Source organism: Anatilimnocola aggregata (assembly GCF_007747655.1).
Taxonomy (GTDB): domain Bacteria; phylum Planctomycetota; class Planctomycetia; order Pirellulales; family Pirellulaceae; genus Anatilimnocola; species Anatilimnocola aggregata.
Map to the genome: position 1 here is coordinate 2489390 of NZ_CP036274.1, position 19148 is coordinate 2508537.

Here is a 19148-nt window from a genome sequence, read left to right on the forward strand (position 1 = left end):
TTAACATCTAAACTTCCTCTCCTGGAAGGCTGTTATGCAACCGTCTCGTTGTCCCCACCCTCGGCGCGCCGGTGCCGGCTTCACGCTGGTGGAGTTACTGGTGGTCATTGCGATCATCGGTGTTCTGGTCGCTCTGTTACTGCCTGCTGTGCAGGCCGCGCGCGAGGCTGCTCGCCGTGCGCAATGCACGAATCAGCTGAAGCAACTCGGGCTTGCTTGCCACAATTTTCACGACAGCTTTAATTCGATTCCGGCCGTTGATCTGGCCGACGCCTATGCACCATGGGCCGTCTTTTTGTTGCCCTACATCGAGCAGACAGCGCAAGCCAACAACTGGGACATGCGCAAGCGTTACTACGAACAGGCTGCCAATGCAGGCTCGCAGTTGAAGGTGTTGAATTGCCCGACGCGGCCGCAAGGGTTGCGCGACAAGACGAAGGGGCAGTCGCGAACTTATACCACCAGCTTGACCGGGCCACCGGGGTACTCGGACTATGCGGCTTGCGAAGGGACGAACCCCGGCGTTGTATTGCCGGATACCGAGCAATTTGATGGCGCGTTTCGGCGGTCCTTCGCGCCCATCCTGACTTGCCCACCCAACCCACCGGTACAACAAACTAGCTGGGCCAACTCGGGCGGCTGTGCGGCCGACGGTGGAGTGTTCGATAGTTGGCAACTCCTGTCGAACTTCCGCGTCTTTAGCGACGGTCTGACGGCGACGCTGATGATCGGTGAGATGCATGTCGCAGTGAAGTCGGAAGCTTCGGGCCCGGTTTGGAACGGCGACTATCAAAGCCAGTATCGGCGCTATGCCGGGCACAAAGGTACGCAGGATCCCGTCACACTGCGTTGGGCTACCGAGTTGGGGTTAGTCACCGACCCCGAACTCTATGGTGGTAGCGATTGGAACTTAAGGTTCGGTAGCCAGCACCCTGGCATTTGCAGTTTTGCCTTGGCCGACGGCAGCGTACGCGCGATCTCGAACACCATCAACATCGATACCTTGCATCGCCTGTCAGTCCGCGCCGATGGTGCCGTGGTCGGCGATTACTAAGCCTGCTCACTCCCCGCCAATACTCCTGCCGAAAACCCTGCCACAATTCTCCTGCCTGCAACATCTCACCTTTGTTTTCCCCCGCCTGAAAAATCTAAACCCATGCGAATCTGTCCCTTAAGTTCTGCGGATGAAATCCGCACCGATCGAATCGCCCGCTGCGCTGTGGTCCTATCGATTTTGCTTGGCCTATCGACTGGACTAATTTCCGGCTGCAGTTGGAAAGAGCCAACGTACCCCGTGAAGGGGAAAGTGGTCTATCAAGATGATGGCTCACCAGCTGCGGTGGGAGTGCGAGTCGTTTTCGAATCGACCAAGCCACCCTATGCGCGCGCGTCGGGGGCCATTCAGCCAGATGGCTCGTTTGTCCTGAGCACCGATCGGCCCGACAACGGTGCCATGCAAGGCGAGCACCGCGTTGCCATTTCACCGCTAACCGCTGATGGGACCGGGAATGATCTGACGGCTCAGTTGACGAAGACCATAGGCGCCAAGTATCTGGAATTCCGCACTTCCAACTTGGTCTTCAACATCGAACCGAAGGGGAGCAACGACTTTGTGGTGAAGATCGAACGCCCGCCCGGTGCGCGCAGGTAACGGCGCGAAAGAAGGTGGGACTAGGCCACGCGGCAGATGAAGCACTTGAGATATTCGGTCTCGAGGCAGGTAGCAGCCACAGGATGATCGGCGGCCGCACCGCGTTGTTCCAGAAGTTGAATATCGCGGCCGGTCTTCTGAGCGACGCCGCTGAGCATCAGGCGAAAGTCTTCCGGAGTGACTGTGCCCGAGCAACTGTTGGTAACGAGAATGCCGCCGGGCGACAACAGCGTTACGGCCGAGCGATTGAGCCGATGATAGGCCTGCAGCGCCGCATTCACGCCGCTGCGACTGCGGGCGAACTTGGGCGGATCGAGAACGATTGCCTCGAAGCGTCGATTCTCGGCAGCCATTTGGTCCAGCGTCTGAAAGCCGTCGCCGACTTCGAATTTCACGGGCAGGCCGTTGATCTCCGCATTTCGCTCGGCCTGCGCAATGGCCTTCTTGCTGCCGTCGATGCCAATCACTTCGGCAGCGCCCAGCTTGGCGGCATTCAGCGCGAAGCCACCGGTATAGCAAAACAGATCGAGCACTTTGCGACCTTGCAAGTAGCGGGCAGCGACCGCGCGGTTATCGCGCTGGTCGAGATAGAAGCCGGTTTTCTGCCCTTCGCGCAGGTCGACTTCATAGGCGATGCCATTCTCGCGAATGACGATCGGCGTCTCGGGCAGCTCGCCCCAATGGCGATCCGGCGTCGCTTCCATCCCTTCCAATTGCATCGACGTCTTCTCGCCGCGGAGGATGATCGCGCGGGGCTGCAGTTCTTGTTGCAGAATGCTGACGAGCATCTCGGCCCGCAGTTGCATAGCCAGCGAGGTGGGCTGCAGCACCAGATAATCGCCGTAACGATCGATCACCAGTCCGCTCAGACCGTCTGCTTCGCTAAAGACCATGCGAGTTGCGGTTTCGCTGCGACTGAGTCCAGCTGCGATTTGCTGAGGCGTGACTTCATAGCCCAACTGCTGGCGCATGGCGATTGCGGCGCACAGGCGGCGGCGGAAGAACTCCGTATCGAGCAGTTCGTCTTCGCGCCAGGTGAAGAGGCGGACGCGAATGCGGCTGTGGCTGTTATACATGCCGCGGGCGATGAACTTGCCCTTCTCGTTGCAGAGGTCGACCACTTGGCCATCGACGGCCACCAAATGTTCGCCGGCGAGAGTGGTGGGTTCGACGCGATCCACTGCCCCGGCCAGCACCCAAGGGTGACGACCATAAAACGGCAGGGCTTTCTTCGGCTTGAGTACGACCCGGGCCACAGGCTGGCCAGATTGGCTGGCAGAATCGGTCGCAGGCTGAAGATCGGCAGACATGGGAGAACTCGCGTTCGTCAAAACCCTCATTTTACCGCCACAGCCGAGCAGCAGTCAGGGGGCAATTTCCAAAGCGCGCGCGACGGCGGGGCGTGAGGAGCAGGTTGTCCCCTGCGGCCTGCTGACGTAAAATCGCGGCTGACAAGCGATGAACAACTTATTTCCCTACCACCGGCCACTCCTCTTGCCCCGCACCCAACATTGCGACGGGCGCTGGGCGGGCTTTGCCTCTACGCCCCCATAGGCCGCGACTCACAGCGCCGTTTGCTGTCTCTGTGCGGCGCGTCAGCGAGGGTCTAGCTCTGGTGGTTCATTACCTGCCAAGACTGCCGACTCTCTCGGGTAACTTTCGCAGGCCTTGTCGCGATTCACTAGGAATGTGTCCATGTTTGAGGTTGATCCAGTCGTCGCGCGCGAAGCTCAGCGGCGACGTACGTTCGCGATTATTTCGCACCCGGATGCCGGCAAAACCACGCTGACCGAGAAGCTGCTCTTGTACGGCGGTTGTGTCGAAATTGCCGGCGCGGTTCGCGGTCGCAAGTCGCAGCGGGCGGCCACCAGCGACTGGATGGAACTCGAAAAGCAGCGTGGCATTTCGGTCAGTTCGACCGTTCTCAGCTTCGACTTTGAAGGGTATCGCATCAACCTGCTCGATACGCCGGGGCACCATGACTTCAGCGAAGATACGTATCGCACCTTGATGGCTGCTGACTGCGCTGTGATGGTGATTGACCTGGCGAAGGGGGTCGAAGCGCAGACCGAGAAGTTGTTTCGCGTCTGTGCCATGCGGCACATTCCTGTGCTGACGTTCGTGAACAAGGTCGATCGCACCGGGCAAGAACCGCTGGCAATGCTGGCGAATATCGAAGAGAAGCTGGGAATCCACGCGGTGCCGTTCAATTGGCCGCTGGGAACCGGCCCCGATTTTCGCGGCATTGTCGACCGCCTCACTGGGGACGCACACTTGTTCGATCGCAACAGCGGCGAACAGCGAATTGCCTTCGACACCAAGCCCTTCGCCGAACTGACTGCGGAAGATATCGATCCCATTGTGAGGGAGCAAGCGGCCGAAGAATGGGAACTGGTGCTGAGTGCAGGTGATGATCTTGATCCCGCGCTCATCATGCAAGGGATGATGACGCCGGTCTTTTTCGGCAGTGCATATACCAACTTCGGTATCGAACACTTTCTCCACGGCTTTCTCAAGCTTTGTCCGCCACCACAACCTCGAAAAAGCGATCATGGACTGATACCCGTCGATCGCCCCGAATTCTCGGGCTTCGTTTTCAAACTGCAAGCGAACCTCGACCCGCGCCATCGCGATCTGGTCGCATTCTTGCGCGTCTGCTCCGGCAAGTTTGAGCGCGAGATGGAAGTGGTGCACCCGCGCACCGGCAAAAAGATCAAGCTGCCCCGCGCTCATCGACTGTTTGCGCAAGGTCGCGAGACGATGGACGAAGGTTATCCCGGCGATATCATCGGACTCGTAAATCCTGGCGAGTTTCGGTTGGGCGATACCATTTGTGGTGGGCGCCAGGTCAATTTCGAGCCGTTACCGCAGTTTCCGCCCGAGAACTTCGCGATTCTACGTTGCGAAGATACGCTGCGCCGCAAGCAATTTGCCCGCGGCCTGGAACAGCTGATTAACGAGGGAGCCATTCAGTGCTTCACGCGACCCGGAGGTGGACAGGCAGAGCCGATTCTGGCGGCGGTCGGTGTACTGCAGTTCGATGTCGTGAAGTTTCGCCTGCAAAGTGAATACAACACGGCTACCAGTTTGAGTTGGCTCCCTTACAAGATGGTCCGCTGGATCGACGGACCGGCTGACAACTTGAAGGATTTGAAGTTGCCGTATTCCACGCGGCGGGTGGTCGATCACTACGGCAAAGAGGCAGTGCTCTTTGAGTCGAAGTGGGACGTGGAATACACCCAGCGGGAAAATCCCAAGGTTACGTTCTCAGCCGTCAGCAGTTCTGGATTTCTCGCCGCGGATTAACTGCGGGTGGATAATCTGGCAAACGCCAATGATTCGCCCGCTAGGCCTGCCGAATTTTTTCCTGCCCAGACGTCACGCGACTGGTTGCGTTGCGGGTATCGATGATGAGCGCTGCGTGCTCAACAACCAGGGAGTAATCGACGGCGCTGTGGTCGGTGACGATGAGCACGGCATCTTGAGCGGCGAGCCAGGCGGGAGTCAGCGGCTGGCTGGCCAGATCGGGAACGCGATAGTGCCGCATCTTTGGCAACTGCAGCACGTGAGGGTCGTGATAAGAAATAATCGCGCCCCGATCTTCCAGCATCTCGATGATGCGGAAAGCCGGACTTTCGCGCGGATCGTCGACATCTTTCTTGTAGGCGACGCCTAAGATGCCAAGCTTGCTGCCACGCACCGGCTTAGCTGCATCGTTGAGTGCGTCGCTTACCTTCTGCACAACATAGCGGGGCATTTCCCAATTGATTTCACCAGCCAGTTCGATGAACCGAGCGGGGCTCTCGTGCTTGCGCGCAAGCCAGCTGAGATAAAACGGATCGATGGGAATGCAGTGCCCGCCGAGACCGGGACCGGGATAGAAGGCCTGAAAGCCGAAGGGTTTGGTCTTGGCGGCGGCGATCACCGCCCAAATGTCAATTTCAAGCCGATCGAAGAGAACCTTCAATTCGTTGACCATCGCGATGTTCACGGCGCGATAGACGTTTTCGAGAATCTTGCAGGCCTCAGCGATTTCGCAATTTTCGACAGGAACCGTTTGCACGACGGCTTGTGAATAAAGGAGATCGGCCAGTTGCCCACTCGCCCCGTCCGCACCGCCGACGACCTTGGGAATCCGTTGAGTGGAGTAATTTGGATTGCCGGGGTCTTCGCGCTCGGGGCTGTAAGCGAGAAAGAAGTCGCTGCCGAGTTGGAGGCCACTTTCAGCGAGGATCGGCAAAGCGATTTGGCGAGTGGTACCGGGATAAGTGGTGCTTTCGAGCACGATCAACTGCCCGGGGCGCAGTCGCTTCGCAATTTCGCGGGCAGTGTTCTCGACGTACGACAAATCGGGATCGCGGCTGTCGGTGAGTGGCGTGGGGACGCAGATCAGAATCGCATCGGCGGCAGCTAATTGGTCCATATCGCTGGTCGCGGCAAACTTTTCGGCCGCAATCATCTCGGCAATCCACTCGCCAGGTAAATGGCCGATATAGCTTTCGCCCGCCTGCAACTTATTCACCTTGCGCGTGTCGAGATCGAAGCCCAACGTGCGAAAGCCCGCCTGGACAAAGGTCCGGACCAGCGGCAGGCCGACATAGCCCAATCCAACCACCCCCACTATGGCGGTGTGGCCTTTGATGGCCGTTTGCAACTGCGAAAAAGTGCCAGTCATATGAAAAATTCGTTTGCTTTGGGCTGAACAGAGGCAGCATTTTGCCATGCCGCCTACGGCGAATCGGCAGCGATCAGTATGATACGGCACGGAACGATTGCGACACGGGCGGATGCAAAGTTTGCGTTGTTCCGATTCTTGCCCTACCCCAGCCCGCCTCTCGACCCGAGAACTGTATGACCCACGCCTGGCACGATATCACCCCCGGTTCGCGATTGCCGATGGAGTTTACCACGGTCATCGAGATTCCACGCGGCAGCAATGTGAAGTACGAGCTCGAGAAAACGACCGGCCTGCTCAAGCTCGATCGCATTTTGTATTCGTCGGTCCACTACCCTGCTAACTACGGTTTCATTCCGCAGACCCTGGCCGAAGATGACGATCCGCTCGACGTACTAGTGCTCTGCCAGGAACCGGTCAGCCCGCTGACTATTGTGTATGCCCGGGCGATTGGCCTGATGACGATGATCGATAGCGGCAAGAAGGACCACAAGTTGCTCGCTGTTGCGCTCGACGATCCAGAGTACAATGCGTTTCAAGAAGCGGCCGAGTTGCCCATTCATCGGCTGAATCTGATTCGCCGCTTCTTTCAGGATTACAAGTTGCTGGAAGGCAAGACGGTCGAAGTCGACGAACTGCAGCCAGCCGAAGCAGCCAAGCCGATCATCCTCGAAGCGCTGGAACGCTACAGCGATCAGCGCCGCAAGGGCTTCCCGGTTTATCGGCGTAATTAGAGTAGGTCATGGCCGCCGGCCGTGACCTGGAATCGCTACTCAACGGTTTTTGCAGCGGCTCTCTGCAGGACAGCCACTTATTGCAGGTCTCAAGTCACATCCAGCGGATGTGACCTACCTGGCTGTCGATGGCTGAATTCTTCCTACTTGCCGAGCGGTTTACGCTCGGCAAGCAGCTGGTTGATTTGCTCGTTCCAAATCTTGTACCCCGCTGGACTCATGTGAAGCATGTCCTTCACGAACAGGTCCTTCATGGGCTGGCCGTCGCTGTCGAGCATGGCAGGTACAATGTCGACATAAAGCAGTCGTTGCGAGTCTTGGTCGCACTGCTTGCGAACCAGCTCGTTGGCGATCTTTTGCTTGTCGAACAACGACCAGCGGGACGGGCAGGGCTTGATGGCGATGAACCAAATCGGCGTATTCGGCAGCTCTTTGTGAACCACCGCGCAGAACTCGGCGAAGTCGCTCGCGGTTTTTTCGGGTGTCTTGTTCGACTTAATATCGTTATCGCCCGAGTAAAAAATCACCAGCTTGGGCTTAAGTGGCGTGACGATTCTGGTCGCGTACATCGTGGCATCATGAATTTGCGAGCCTCCGAAGCCGCGATTCACCACCGGCAGGTTCGGGAACGCTTTTGCCAGATCCCATAACCGCACGCTGCTGCTGCCGGTGAAGACAATTCCGCCTTGTGGCGGCGCACTCTTTTCGTCCTTGGCTAGCATGGCCGAAATCTCTTTCTCCCACTTATCGGCGACGGGTGCCTCGGCCTTGGGGGCAGCCGACTTGCTCGGAGCCGGTTCGTCAGCAGTGATTGAGCCCACAGCGGCCAACACGATGACTGCCAGCAGACTAGTGAGAGTTCGCAAGTGCATCGGGCGTTTCCTGGCGGGTGAGAGGTGCAATTTGGCGAAAAAGAAGTGTAGCGGTCGTGCCGGTTACGTGTTCTGCGGGAACCACATGATAATTCTGAACGCCGACGGTTGCACGCTGCCGAGAACAGGTGGGCTAGTCCGTTCGTGCACGTGGCGGAATAATACGCTCAGACAGTTGCACGAGTAGCTGCATAGGGCAGGAAGAGTTTGAGGCCTGCCCCATTCGTCGCGGAAACGCCGCTGCATCTCTCCTTGAGGAAGGATCGCCCCTGATGAACCCGTATTTGCCCGGTCGGATCGACAACTCGCAGTCCTATCAGAGTGTTCAACGGCAGCGCCAGTTGACCCTGGGCGATTTGCTGCTCGAAAACCGCATTGTCTTTTTGCAGGGCGAAATCTACGCCGGCAATGCCAACGAAGTGGTGATGAAATTGCTCTATCTACAGAGCGAAAATCGCCGCAAAGACATTCACTTCTACATTAGTTCGCCCGGCGGCGACGTCGTCGCGACGCTGGCCATCTACGACACGATGCAGATTCTCAGCTGTCCGATTGCCACCTACTGCGTCGGTCAGGCCGCCAGTGGCGCGGCCGTGCTGCTGACCGGTGGCACCAAAGGAAAGCGATTTGCCCTGCCCAATGCCCGCGTGATGATGCATCAGCCAGCCGGCCAGGTGGGGGGCCAGATCAGCGATATCGAAATCCAGGCCAACGAAATCCTCCGCTATCGCGAAGTGCTCAACGGCATTATGTCGAAGCACAGTGGCCAGCCGATCGAAAAGATCGCCAAAGATACGGATCGCGACTTCTTCATGTCGGCCGACGAAGCGAAGGCCTACGGCCTCGTCGATGACGTGCTGAAGCACACCGTCGCCCCTGAAGTGCTGGCCGATACCGACAAGGACTAAGCTCGCCTCAGTCGGCCTGCTAATCACCAAACCATACCACGCGCACAAACCAATTGACGGAGTAGCTCCGATGCCCTTGATTCCTTATGTCGTTGAAAAGAGCGGCCGCGAAGAGCGGGTTTACGATATCTACAGCCGCCTGCTGAAGGACCGGATCATTTTCCTCGGTACGCAGGTGAACGACGAAATGGCTAACGCCATCGTCGCGCAAATGCTCTTTCTGCAGTCCGATGATCCCAAGGCAGACATTCATCTGTACGTGAATTCGCCCGGCGGCAGCATCAGCGCTGGCATGGCCATCTACGACACTATGCAATTCGTCACCTGCGATGTGGCCACTTATTGCATTGGCCAGGCAGCCTCGATGGGCGCGGTCCTCCTTACTGCTGGCACACCCGGCAAGCGTTTTGCCTTGCCCAATGCACGCATCATGATCCACCAGCCTTTGGCCGGCATGCAGGGAACAGCTGAGGAAATTCTGATTCATGCGAAGGAGTTCCGCCGCATCAAGCAGAAGATGAACGAGATCATGATTAAGCACACGGGGCATCCGCTCGAGAAAATCGAGAAGGACACCGACCGCGATCGATTCATGTCAGCCGAGGAAGCACAAGAATACCGCCTGATCGACAAAGTGCTCGAACGGATGCCGAATCTTGGTACGGCTTCGAAGGGTGAGTAGGAGAGACGCGAGGTGCGAGTGACGGGAGGCGAGAGAAATTGTTGGTTCCCTTGCCCCCCATACTCAGGCTGGATCGTGAGGCAACATGTCCGCTCGCGAACTCATCATCGTGGGTGGACCGAACGGTGCCGGGAAAACGACTTTCGCGCTCGAAGATCTTGCTCGCCGGGGTGGGGTCTATCTTAGTGCCGACGCGATTGCTGCGGAAATTTCGCCAGGCAATCCTACAGCGGCGGCGATCGAAGCGGGACGATTGTTTATTGAGCGATTTGCCTTGCTCCTACAAAGTGACGGTCGATTGATTGTCGAATCGACCATTGCTGGAAAGTCATCGTCGCGAATGCTTTTTACAGCCCGACAACGTGGTTTTGCAGTCACGTTAGTATTTGTATTCTTGGCTTCGCAAGAATCGAGTCTTTCTCGAATTCATGCACGCGTGCTGAATGGTGGACACAATGTTCTGGCGAGCGATGTACGCCGGCGTTTTCCTCGAGCAATTGCCAACTTCTGGAACATCTACCGCCTGTTAGCGGACGACTGGCTGCTTGTTTACAATGGCCAAGAGGAATTGATCGCAGTTGCCTATGGCGTTGTCGATCAGGTCTTAACTCTCGATGAGAATTGCTATGCACAATTCCATCGGCTACTTGGGAGGCAGCTAACTTGATTGCTTCAAAATCTCCCCCTGAACCGCCGCCACACATAGTCGAAGCAGTGGACACCATGCGAGCTGCGGTGAAGAAAGCTCAAGAAGCCAGCCTTCGCCGCGGGATCGCCATCTGCTACGAAATCGACGGTGTGATGCATTACCAACTCCCCAGCGGTGAGATCACGCGGGAGTGTCCTTGGCCGGAAGTGCCGAAGCAGGATTAGCTCGGATCGGCGTTAAAGGAGCGATTAGATCGCTTCTTTGCCTCGTTCGCCGGTGCGGATGCGCACACAGTCATCCATCGGCAGGACGAAGATTTTGCCGTCGCCGATTTGCCCCTTATCGCCCGAGCGACCACCGCGAATGATTGCGTTGATGGTTGGCTCGACAAAGTCATCGTTCACCGCGATCTGCAATTGCACCTTGCGGAGCAGATTCACTTTGTATTCGTGGCCCCGATAAAGTTCGGTCTGCCCTTTTTGCCGGCCAAAGCCTTGGCAATCGAGCACCGTCAGGCGAAAGACTTCGACTTCAGTCAGCGCGGCTTTCACTTCTTCGAGTTTGCTGGGCTGAATGATGGCAATGATGAGCTTCATGGCGGGCGCGATCGATCACAGCGGCAACAAGAGGAACTGGACTGAATCTAGTTCGCCAGTCTGGGCATCGCAAGGGGAACTAGCGAGCAGGAGATGAGCTGCAGATTTGCCGCCGGCACTTTGGCTGAGTCCATTAAAGTGGGCCAGAAAAAACACCCCGGCTCGGGCGAACGAGGCGGACGTTCACCCGAGCCTTGTGGGGTATCCTTCTGGCCCAGGCAAGAGCCGCGAAGTGCTTCCAACGTGTTCGAGAAGGATTATTTGATTCAAACCACCGACCCGCTGTCCGAGGGACTACTTGCGCGGAGACGAGTAGCCCTCGGACAACTAGGGTAGGGTACGAACTAGGCAGATTCCGTGCTTGGCTTGGTAGCCATCGAGTGTCCGTGAGTTGGAATTCCCGAGGAACCAAAACTGCTGTTGACGGTATCGAGAGCCACGATGTTCTGCGGATAGGCATACATACCGTGTTCGCAGATATCGAGACCAGCGAGTTCTTCTTCAGCGTTGACGCGAAGGAGACCAATCGCCTTCAGACCGAAGAACAGGACCAGCGAGGTGGCTAGAGCCCAACCAGCGATGGCAAACGAACCGATAAGCTGAGTCGAAAGGATAGCGTCGGTGCCGAACAGGCCTGTCGCGATGCCGGCCCACAGGCCGCAGCAACCGTGCACAGGGAAGGCACCGACCGGATCGTCGATTTGCAGTTTGTCGAGCAACAGAATGCCCGTGATAACCACGACACCACCCACGGCACCGATGATTAGCGATTCCCAGTGAGTGACGATGTGGCAATTTGCCGTGATCGACACCAAACCAGCCAAACCACCGTTCAAGGCGAACGTGAGGTCAGCCTTGCCGAACATTGGCCACGATACGCACATGGCAGCGACAGCACCGGCACAACCGGCGAGGGTCGTGTTGACGGCGATCAAGAGCACTACTTGTGTGTTCGCAGTGCCGGTGAAGGCCAACTGGCTGCCGGGGTTAAAGCCGTACCAGCCAATCATGAGAATGAACACACCGAGGGCAACGTAGGGAATGTTGTGGCCAGGCATCGCTTGGGGCTTGCCATTGATGTAGCGGCCCAAACGTGGTCCGAGAGCGATGGCACCGGCCAGACCGGCAAAACCACCAACTGCGTGAACCACCAGCGAACCGGCGAAGTCGATGAAGCCCATCTGATTCAGCCAACCGCCACCCCACTTCCACATTCCGCTGACCGGATAGATGAACCCAGTGATGACAGCGGTATAGACGAGGTATGCAGGAAACTTGATGCGGCCAGCGACCGAACCCGAAACAATCGTGGCGGCAGTCGCAGCAAACGCGACTTGGAACAAAAAGTCGGCATTCGAATCGAGCGGGTGAGCTGCTTCGATGGTCGGAGTCTGAGCGGGGTCTTGGGCGGCGACTCCAAACTGAGCAAAGCCAAACCAGTCCGGAATGATGTCGTTCGAACCGTCCAAGCCAGGGTACATAATGCCGTACCCTACGACGAAGAACAGCAGGGCTCCGACGACGAAGTCCATGTAGTTTTTGAACATGATGTTCACGGCGTTCTTGCTGCTGTTGAGACCTGTCTCAACCAGAGCAAAACCAGCTTGCATGAAGATCACTAGTACGGCGCAGATGAAGAGCACCATGTTGTCGATGGCGTAGGACAACTCGGCCGCACTAGGAAGTGGAGCAGGAGCGGCAGGAGCAGCAGCTTCTTCTGTCTTGACTTCTTCACTCAAGACTTCTGTGGTTGTCGTGGTGGCCGGAGCCGCTTCTGCTTTCGGCTCTTCTGCTTTCGCTTCGACCTTAGGTTCTTCGGCCTTCGGTTCTTCGGCCTTTGCGGCTGGTGCTGGTTCGTCCTTTTTGGTTTCTGGCGTCGCTTCTTGCGCGCTCACTAAACTGGTGCAGAGCAGTGCTCCGCAGAGGGCCAGAGCTGGCAAGAGGCCAGCCCAAAGGGTACGCGTTGAATTCATCTTTCGTGTTCTCGCCTGGTAGAAAATGATGGGACGATCTGGATGAACGTTTAGGATGGAAACGTCATCCCCAAAACAAGGGTGCTAAGGGCAGAGTGACGCCGGGGATCCCAGATCGGCGCTTGCCCGCCTTCAAGCCGGGCGGGAATAACGCAATGGCCGTGCCAGCACAGTCGCCCATATTTCGAGCGGGGACATTACGGCACCGTTAAGCTATTGTCACAATTGCAGTTAGCTGGCGTGAAGAATCTTCAAGCAAAGCGGTTGAGAATGCCGATTTTCGGCCCGCTGCTTAAACCCTGAGCAAAGTCGGCGCGAGCCTTGGGCATGCTTGCCCGAATCGTGGGCTACACTTCTGGCAAACAAATCGGCGCGATCCGGGCCTAAGAACGCGGCTCGAACAAGGCAATGCTGGCTGTATGGCCATGCAGGAAGTTTTGGTGCCCCACCGGGCCGAATTCACCGGCCGCAAAGAGTCCCGCCAGGGGAATGTCCCCGAGCAGTTTGGCGATCAGCCCAGCGTCGTGATCCGACTGACTGAACATCCGCGAGCCGCGGCCATTGCACGCGAACAGCAGTCCCGCCAATGGCTGCGGCCCGCCGGACTTCTTCACCACGTTGAGCATCTGCTTCAGTTCGGCATCGGCCGCTTCCTGATCGCGCACATGAAACTGCACGGTCTGCCCCGTGCGGATGTAATCTCCAAGTGCGATCGCTCCGTCGTTCGGATCGATCCCCATCACGTTGCGCACCAAGAAGTCCCCCTGGCCGAACGTCGCTTGATACTCGCTGACGACCCGCCCCACATGCAGGTTCCGCTGCACGAGCACTTGCTCGCGCGTCGGCAGGGTATCGAACAGTTCCTTTAACTGCAGCAGTGCCGGCTTGCCTCCCAACTCGTGGATGACGTTCCGTTCCGCCTTGGTTACCACAAACGGCTTGCCGATCGGGCGGCAACCTTGCGAAACGATGCTTCGCAGTTTGATATCGCCATGCACGAACACGCCGACAGCCCCCTCAACCAAAGCTTCGCGGCCGCAGAATAAGCGATTCTCTCCCGGGTTGTACCCGCCACTCGCCATGCCGCCATGAATCGGCACTCCCGGTCGATCTTCGTTCAACCGCTCCAGCAGCAGGTCAGCTTGAAAAGTCAAAGGCTCGGCCAGCAGCAGCAGAAACGCATCCGCGGGCCACTCCCCTTCGAGTTCCGCTGGCCAGCCTTGAATCGCGCCACCGTCGCGAGTCCGTTCATAGTTGAGCCGCAACTGCGTGGTGAAGACACCGGGCCACGAAGCCAACCACAACGACACCGCGGGCTCGAACTCCACTTCGCGACCAACGCCCACAATCCCTTCTGCCGTGCAGCCAATGACGTTCTCGGTTCCAAGCGCTTCACACACCAGCATGGCCAGGGCATCGGCCTGCGGCGCGTGCTGGGCCGAAACGAAGAGAACGGCCAGATCTGGCGTCGCGCGCAACTGCTCTTTGGCGAGGCGACAAACCTGCAGCGCGGCGGCCAGCGGATCGGGGTCGGTCGAAAGGGCCGAAGCGAAGCGATGCGGTGACGATGCAGAGGGAGCCATACACAAACAATCGGCAAGAAAAGCAACAATTCGTGGCAGGAACGAGCAACTTAGATCATAGCCAATTTCGGCCTCTTGCGAAATGAACTCCGGAGCAATCCCGGGGGTGTCCGGTACCCCAAAGTGGTCGCGGAACCTATCATCGAGTTGGTAGCCGTAAGTCTGTCGCACCCCTGATTTCACCAGCCCGATCGCGAGCCCAAATGTCTGCTGATTGGCGCCCCCTTTATCCTTTTGCTTCGCACTTCCTCCCGATCGGTGGCGCGCAGATGCATTACTTGGACGAAGGAACCAAGAGCCCTGGTGCGAACGAACCGCTGCTGATGGTGCACGGCAATCCCACCTGGTCGTTCTACTGGCGAAATCTCGTCATCGGCCTGCGCGATCAAAATCGCTGCGTAGTGCCCGATCACATCGGCTGCGGACTCAGCGACAAACCCCAGCAATACAATTACTACACGTTCGCCCAGCACATCCAGAATCTGATCGAGCTGATCGAAAAGCTCGATCTGCGCAATATCACCTTGCTCGCGCACGACTGGGGTGGAGCCATCGGCATGGGGGCGGCAACGAAGATCCCCGAACGCTTCGCGCGAATTGTGCTCTTCAACACGGGTGCGTTCCCGCCCATGTACATTCCGTGGCGAATCGCTGCCTTGCGTCTCCCTGGCTTTGGCAAGGTCGCCATCCAAGGCTTCAACGTATTCGCCCGCTCCGCCATTCACATGGCGACCGAAAAGCCCGAGCGAATGACCCCCGAGGTGCAAGCTGGACTACTCGCGCCGTACGATAACTGGGCTAATCGCATTGCCAACTATCGCTTCGTGAAGAACATCCCCATGACGCGCCGGCATCCGTCAGGCCGAAAATTAGCCGAGATTGAGTCCAGTCTGTGGACCTTCAAAGATCGCCCCATTTCGCTCATCTGGGGAATGCGCGATTGGTGCTTTAACCCCCGTTGCCTGGCCCGCTTCGAGCAGCATTGGCCCAACGCCGAAGTTCATCGCCTGGACGACTGCGGTCACTACGTGATTGAAGACGCCCACGAGCGGATCATTCCCATCGTCCAGCGCTTCTTGGCGAACCACCCGCTGGCCGACGGCTAACTCTTGCGCAACCAACTTGTTCAACTACTGCGCGAATTGGTATAATCAAACTCGCGCCGATCAGGTCGATTATTCGCAGTCTTATAAAAAACCCCGGAGCTTATTTGAACGCCCCTCGATTGAGGGGAGGCTATTTTCCGAACCGCACTTGCAGCTGGGCAATTTGCTGCTGACGAGCGCTGGACTGGCCGTACGGATCGAACGCCAACGGCTTGCCGCACAGCAGCGTCAAGTGGTTGGTGGCGGCCAGTCGAACGGTCGCCTCCTCGTGGTCGAGCATGGCGAACCAAGCACAGCGATCATCGACTAGCCAGGCTGCTACGCGCGGGGGCGTATCGGTCGATAGGTCGGCCAGCCCGTGGCAGATCTCTTGAATCCGGTCGACTTGCTCTTTCGAGAGTTGCCGGCGGTCGAGCCGCTGCAACCACGCCACGACCGACTGCCCTGCGCCGCGCAAATTGCGGTCTGCTGCTTGCCGTTGCTGGAAGTCGTCGCTATCGAGTTGCTGCACCCATGTTCGCCACAAGGCCCGCTCAGCTTGTACGTCTTCTCCAGCCCGGCTGATGAGCGCTTGTTGAATGCCAGCGGCTTGCTCGCTCAGCCGCCAGTGAGGCCGTAGAGATTCGAGGAGCGGGAAGAGTGTCTCTTCGCACAAGGCTGGCTGTTTCAGCGACAAATGCCAGAGCGTGGCGGCCGTGAAGGTCTGCTGCTTATCGCGCCCGAACGTCAGCGAGATCGGCCCCTGGAAGGGCTGTACCAGCTTGAGGTCGTCGGTTGGGCTCGAACCGGTGCAGGTGAGAACCAGCCGCTGCTGTTCGTCCAGGTCGAGTGTCACCTGTCGTTCGGCCTGCACATCTTCGTAGTGAATCAAAAGCGATTCGCTGTGCAGTTGCACGCTGAGTTGCTCGCGGGGCATTTCGGTCGGCTCGCCGACTTGCACCACGCGACTTTGTCCGCAGCGATGACCGAGGACGGCAATCCGGCCGCCGATCAGTTCGAGGCGAACCCAGCCCGTTCGTTCGAGCAGGTTCCGTTCCTGCTTGGGCGAATCGCTGGCTTTGACTGCTGCAGAACTCCGGTCCACCGGTTCCTGGGCAGCTAAGAATGGACTGGAAAGAAGAGCCGGATCGCAGAATGTGCTACTGAAGAGTGCGAGGCACAAGGCCCTCGCAGTGCAAATTCCGCTGCCGCGCGCTGGGTCAACAAAACTTCCCCTCATGGCGAACCCCCATGCTTCGTGCAAACACGAATGTGGAGAGGAAGTGTGAAAACTGGCTTAAATGCTGCGGATTGGCGAAATCCGTTCGCCAACCTCAATCAAGCTGCGGCGTCAGTTGTTGTGGCAGGCTGCCCCTTCATCGCCCACAAATCGCGGGGTAACCGGTCATCATTCTTATCGACGTTCGTCGCTGTTTCGCCAAGAGCAATAGAACGTTTCGATGAAAAATCAACCAAGATTTCGCAACCATCGCCCGCGCTAGTGTAATAAGCCTTATGGCTTCATGCTAGCGGGCAGTTGACGAACTGCCGACTTACTGCAGCTTGCCGCGCGCGGCGACCGGAATCGTTTCGACAAGCTCACGTCCGCGGAAGCAGTGGAACTGTTCGTGCAGCATGATGGTAAGGTCGCCATAGCCGGGAATCAGTTCGAGCCGATCGCCAATCTTCAGAGAGTCGGGCGCACCTTCCACCAGCAGTGTGCCATGTTCGGCCGACAGCCATTGCACTTTTAAATCTGGCCGGTCTTTGACAAAGGGCTTGCCGATCTCGATGTTGAGCGTTTTGCGCCCCGCGTCGATGATCGCCCGCTCGGGAGTCGGCCGGCTGACGACGGTAGTGAGCACCGTGAGCGCGAATTGGAAGCCAGGAACCAGGCACAACTGACGATAGAACGCATCCATAAAGATGGCACCACCGGCCTGAATCTCGGTGATGCCGGGCTGTGTCGAGCAAAGATGGATCGTGCCGGTGCCGCCGCAGCTGACGAGATCGCATTGCAGCCCGTGACTGCCGATTAAGTGTTGCTGAGCAACGAGCAGTTCGAGCGATTCCTGCACACGACGTGATTTTTCTTCCTGATCGGCAACTGCCATCAGATGCCCCTCGTAACCCATGATGCCGACCAGTTCGAGTCCCGGTAACTTGTCGACTGCTTGCGCCAGAGCCAGTGTCGCAGCGCCCGGTTGCACGCCCACGCGATTCAAACCGATATCGACTTCCAAGATGCATCGCGCGCGTAGGCCCGCGCGATGCAAGGCTTCACTCAGCGGTTGTGCTTGATCCAGATGATCGACGGCTACAATCGGATCGGCAATTTTTCGTAGTTCGACCAACCGCGCCACTTTCTTCGGCCCCACCAGCATGTTGGCAATCAGCAAGTCTTGAATGCCTGCGGCTCCGAAAATCTCGGCTTCGCCCAGTTTGGCGCACGTCAAACCGATGGCCCCCGCGTCGATCAGCCGTTGGCCAATAATGGGCGACTTATGACACTTGGCATGCGGCCGCCAGTCGATATTTTGCAATGCGCAGAGCGTGGCTACGTCGCGCACGTTGTCGTCGAACGCATCGAGATCGAGGCACAGGGCAGGAGTATCAAGGTCGTCGCGTGTCATGGGGGCTAAGGCGAGAGAGGAAGGGTTGAAGGGAGGAAGCAGTAAAGCTGTCAGATCAGAGTCGCCTCGGCGGCTTGATCGAAAGTCCAAATCGCGGGATCATCGTAACACGCGACACCGCAGATTTCATGCTTCGCTTTACTACTCTTCGTCCCTGACCTCTTCTTCCTCCCTTTAACCCTGCCCCACCATGCAACTCACCTGGAAACCCGGCTCTTTAAACAGCGCACTGCATGCAGCAGCGGCGGTGGCGGCTGGCAAGACACTGGTCGATCCGCAATTGCAGGCAGCGCTCGCGGAACCTGCCGAAGCGCTGAAGCAAGAGATTGCAGTCGTGGGCCTCCCGGAGAAGGCGTTTCGCCGCGCGCTGGCCGGCTTTGCCACGCAGTTCGATGCGCCGCGCCAATTGGTCGAGCGGGCGGTGGTAAAAGTGCAAGGAAACACACCGCGCGGTGATCTGGCCGTCGCGAAATTAACGGCGGTACTAACAGCCGTCGTACAGGCCTTTCAAAAGGCTTGTCCCAATCCGGCCGAGACCTTACGCCTGCGCGAGCGTCCCCTCCGCGAACAATGGGAATCGCGCGGCGCGGGAATGTTGCGGCAAATCAGTTCGCTCACCGACGAGCGCTTGCTGGTGCCCGAAGCTACCATCGTTCTCGTCCATCCCGCCCTGGGTGGCGGAGGTGAAGCGCTCCTACAACAGAATGCCATCACCTTCGAAGCGGTCCTCACCAATCCCGAACCTCGCTTACCAGAAATCGTGCGGATGGCCTGGCTTCTCGCGCAATTGAATTGCGATCTGCCGGTGTTTGCCGAACACGTCAACTTGCAACGGCTGCCGCATGTCGCCGCTTTCGCACTGTTGCCCGTCGCCCTCCAAGCTGCGGCCGAAGTGGAACTGGGCGAGTTCTCGCCCGAGCAATTGCAGCGCGCCATTACCACCTGGCATCTGCCTCAACTGGCCGATCTCGATGCGTCCACGCTCGTGTACGATTGGTGGCTTACTTATCAAACCGATAAGCCGGCCTGGCCTGTTGCGCTCACAGCGCTCGATCAGATGTTTGGCTAACTACAACAACCTCTTCCCGCACTTCACGAGGCCTCAAC

Annotated in this window: 18 protein-coding genes; 10 read left to right on the forward strand and 8 right to left on the reverse strand. The window is 58.0% G+C overall.

Annotated features, from left to right (window positions below; all coding sequences use genetic code 11):
- Positions 1-34 precede the first annotated feature (34 nt).
- Positions 35-1054, forward strand: coding sequence for a DUF1559 family PulG-like putative transporter (locus tag ETAA8_RS09490; RefSeq protein ID WP_145100362.1), 1020 nt, complete (start codon positions 35-37; stop codon positions 1052-1054).
- A gap of 102 nt (positions 1055-1156) precedes the next feature.
- Positions 1157-1651, forward strand: a complete 495-nt coding sequence (locus ETAA8_RS09495) for a hypothetical protein (RefSeq protein WP_145087784.1) — start codon at positions 1157-1159, stop codon at positions 1649-1651.
- A 20-nt stretch (positions 1652-1671) separates the two neighbouring features.
- On the opposite strand, the gene ETAA8_RS09500 is transcribed toward ETAA8_RS09495, so the two are convergent.
- A complete protein-coding gene (locus tag ETAA8_RS09500; protein ID WP_145087785.1) occupies positions 1672-2961 on the reverse strand; it encodes a class I SAM-dependent rRNA methyltransferase in 1290 nt (429 codons plus the stop codon).
- 385 nt (positions 2962-3346) lie between these two features.
- Here ETAA8_RS09500 and ETAA8_RS09505 point away from each other — a divergent pair, with 385 nt between their 5' ends.
- The gene (locus ETAA8_RS09505) at positions 3347-4957 is read left to right on the forward strand and encodes a peptide chain release factor 3 (RefSeq protein WP_145087786.1); all 1611 of its coding nucleotides are present in this window, start codon (positions 3347-3349) and stop codon (positions 4955-4957) included.
- Positions 4958-4997: 40 nt separating this feature from the next.
- Here ETAA8_RS09505 and ETAA8_RS09510 read toward each other — a convergent pair whose 3' ends face one another.
- The gene (locus ETAA8_RS09510; RefSeq protein ID WP_145087787.1) at positions 4998-6326 is read right to left on the reverse strand and encodes a nucleotide sugar dehydrogenase; all 1329 of its coding nucleotides are present in this window, start codon (positions 6324-6326) and stop codon (positions 4998-5000) included.
- A gap of 176 nt (positions 6327-6502) precedes the next feature.
- Here ETAA8_RS09510 and ETAA8_RS09515 point away from each other — a divergent pair, with 176 nt between their 5' ends.
- Positions 6503-7060: an inorganic diphosphatase gene (locus tag ETAA8_RS09515; protein WP_145087788.1), complete on the forward strand. Its 558-nt coding sequence runs from the start codon at positions 6503-6505 to the stop codon at positions 7058-7060.
- Positions 7061-7203: 143 nt separating this feature from the next.
- Here ETAA8_RS09515 and ETAA8_RS09520 read toward each other — a convergent pair whose 3' ends face one another.
- Positions 7204-7932 carry a GDSL-type esterase/lipase family protein gene (locus tag ETAA8_RS09520; protein ID WP_145087789.1) on the reverse strand — a complete coding sequence of 243 codons (729 nt, stop codon included), beginning with the start codon at positions 7930-7932 and terminating at the stop codon, positions 7204-7206.
- A 272-nt stretch (positions 7933-8204) separates the two neighbouring features.
- Between ETAA8_RS09520 and ETAA8_RS09525 the strand changes: the two genes are divergently transcribed.
- The 4 genes from ETAA8_RS09525 (at position 8205) to ETAA8_RS34510 (ending at position 10395) form a co-directional block, all read left to right on the forward strand.
- Complete coding sequence (locus tag ETAA8_RS09525) at positions 8205-8840, forward strand: ClpP family protease (protein WP_145087790.1); 636 nt, start codon at positions 8205-8207, stop codon at positions 8838-8840.
- Between the two features lie 70 nt (positions 8841-8910).
- Positions 8911-9522, forward strand: a complete 612-nt coding sequence (clpP, locus tag ETAA8_RS09530) for an ATP-dependent Clp endopeptidase proteolytic subunit ClpP (RefSeq protein ID WP_145087791.1) — start codon at positions 8911-8913, stop codon at positions 9520-9522.
- Between the two features lie 85 nt (positions 9523-9607).
- On the forward strand, positions 9608-10189 hold the full coding sequence (locus tag ETAA8_RS09535) for an AAA family ATPase (RefSeq protein WP_145087792.1): 582 nt from the start codon (positions 9608-9610) through the stop codon (positions 10187-10189).
- Complete coding sequence (locus tag ETAA8_RS34510) at positions 10186-10395, forward strand: hypothetical protein (RefSeq protein ID WP_202921708.1); 210 nt, start codon at positions 10186-10188, stop codon at positions 10393-10395. The genes ETAA8_RS09535 and ETAA8_RS34510 overlap by 4 nt, the downstream gene beginning before the upstream one ends.
- Positions 10396-10419: 24 nt before the next feature.
- Here ETAA8_RS34510 and ETAA8_RS09540 read toward each other — a convergent pair whose 3' ends face one another.
- The 3 genes from ETAA8_RS09540 to ETAA8_RS09550 all read right to left on the reverse strand — a co-directional run bounded on the left by ETAA8_RS09540 (position 10420) and on the right by ETAA8_RS09550 (position 14323).
- The gene (locus tag ETAA8_RS09540; RefSeq protein ID WP_145087793.1) at positions 10420-10767 is read right to left on the reverse strand and encodes a P-II family nitrogen regulator; all 348 of its coding nucleotides are present in this window, start codon (positions 10765-10767) and stop codon (positions 10420-10422) included.
- Positions 10768-11111: 344 nt separating this feature from the next.
- A complete protein-coding gene (locus ETAA8_RS09545) occupies positions 11112-12740 on the reverse strand; it encodes an ammonium transporter (RefSeq protein WP_145087794.1) in 1629 nt (542 codons plus the stop codon).
- Positions 12741-13123: 383 nt separating this feature from the next.
- A complete protein-coding gene (locus tag ETAA8_RS09550; RefSeq protein WP_145087795.1) occupies positions 13124-14323 on the reverse strand; it encodes an FIST signal transduction protein in 1200 nt (399 codons plus the stop codon).
- A 203-nt stretch (positions 14324-14526) separates the two neighbouring features.
- Between ETAA8_RS09550 and ETAA8_RS09555 the strand changes: the two genes are divergently transcribed.
- Positions 14527-15429, forward strand: coding sequence for an alpha/beta fold hydrolase (locus tag ETAA8_RS09555; RefSeq protein ID WP_145087796.1), 903 nt, complete (start codon positions 14527-14529; stop codon positions 15427-15429).
- Positions 15430-15559: 130 nt separating this feature from the next.
- On the opposite strand, the gene ETAA8_RS09560 is transcribed toward ETAA8_RS09555, so the two are convergent.
- Both ETAA8_RS09560 and ETAA8_RS09565 read right to left on the reverse strand, forming a co-directional pair.
- Entirely contained in the window at positions 15560-16513 is a 954-nt protein-coding gene (locus tag ETAA8_RS09560) for a hypothetical protein (protein ID WP_145087797.1), read from the reverse strand.
- Between the two features lie 448 nt (positions 16514-16961).
- Positions 16962-18041, reverse strand: a complete 1080-nt coding sequence (locus ETAA8_RS09565) for a DSD1 family PLP-dependent enzyme (RefSeq protein WP_145087798.1) — start codon at positions 18039-18041, stop codon at positions 16962-16964.
- 190 nt (positions 18042-18231) lie between these two features.
- Between ETAA8_RS09565 and ETAA8_RS09570 the strand changes: the two genes are divergently transcribed.
- Complete coding sequence (locus ETAA8_RS09570; protein WP_145087799.1) at positions 18232-19110, forward strand: hypothetical protein; 879 nt, start codon at positions 18232-18234, stop codon at positions 19108-19110.
- Positions 19111-19148: the final 38 nt, after the last annotated feature.

Coding starts and splice junctions, on each gene's coding strand:
- ETAA8_RS09490 (WP_145100362.1), top strand. CDS start 35: ATGCAACCGTCTCGTTGTCCCCACCCTCGGCGCGCCGGTGCCGGCTTC.
- ETAA8_RS09495 (WP_145087784.1), top strand. CDS start 1,157: ATGCGAATCTGTCCCTTAAGTTCTGCGGATGAAATCCGCACCGATCGA.
- ETAA8_RS09500 (WP_145087785.1), bottom strand. CDS start 2,961: ATGTCTGCCGATCTTCAGCCTGCGACCGATTCTGCCAGCCAATCTGGC.
- ETAA8_RS09505 (WP_145087786.1), top strand. CDS start 3,347: ATGTTTGAGGTTGATCCAGTCGTCGCGCGCGAAGCTCAGCGGCGACGT.
- ETAA8_RS09510 (WP_145087787.1), bottom strand. CDS start 6,326: ATGACTGGCACTTTTTCGCAGTTGCAAACGGCCATCAAAGGCCACACC.
- ETAA8_RS09515 (WP_145087788.1), top strand. CDS start 6,503: ATGACCCACGCCTGGCACGATATCACCCCCGGTTCGCGATTGCCGATG.
- ETAA8_RS09520 (WP_145087789.1), bottom strand. CDS start 7,932: ATGCACTTGCGAACTCTCACTAGTCTGCTGGCAGTCATCGTGTTGGCC.
- ETAA8_RS09525 (WP_145087790.1), top strand. CDS start 8,205: ATGAACCCGTATTTGCCCGGTCGGATCGACAACTCGCAGTCCTATCAG.
- clpP (WP_145087791.1), top strand. CDS start 8,911: ATGCCCTTGATTCCTTATGTCGTTGAAAAGAGCGGCCGCGAAGAGCGG.
- ETAA8_RS09535 (WP_145087792.1), top strand. CDS start 9,608: ATGTCCGCTCGCGAACTCATCATCGTGGGTGGACCGAACGGTGCCGGG.
- ETAA8_RS09540 (WP_145087793.1), bottom strand. CDS start 10,767: ATGAAGCTCATCATTGCCATCATTCAGCCCAGCAAACTCGAAGAAGTG.
- ETAA8_RS09545 (WP_145087794.1), bottom strand. CDS start 12,740: ATGAATTCAACGCGTACCCTTTGGGCTGGCCTCTTGCCAGCTCTGGCC.
- ETAA8_RS09550 (WP_145087795.1), bottom strand. CDS start 14,323: ATGGCTCCCTCTGCATCGTCACCGCATCGCTTCGCTTCGGCCCTTTCG.
- ETAA8_RS09555 (WP_145087796.1), top strand. CDS start 14,527: ATGTCTGCTGATTGGCGCCCCCTTTATCCTTTTGCTTCGCACTTCCTC.
- ETAA8_RS09565 (WP_145087798.1), bottom strand. CDS start 18,041: ATGACACGCGACGACCTTGATACTCCTGCCCTGTGCCTCGATCTCGAT.
- ETAA8_RS09570 (WP_145087799.1), top strand. CDS start 18,232: ATGCAACTCACCTGGAAACCCGGCTCTTTAAACAGCGCACTGCATGCA.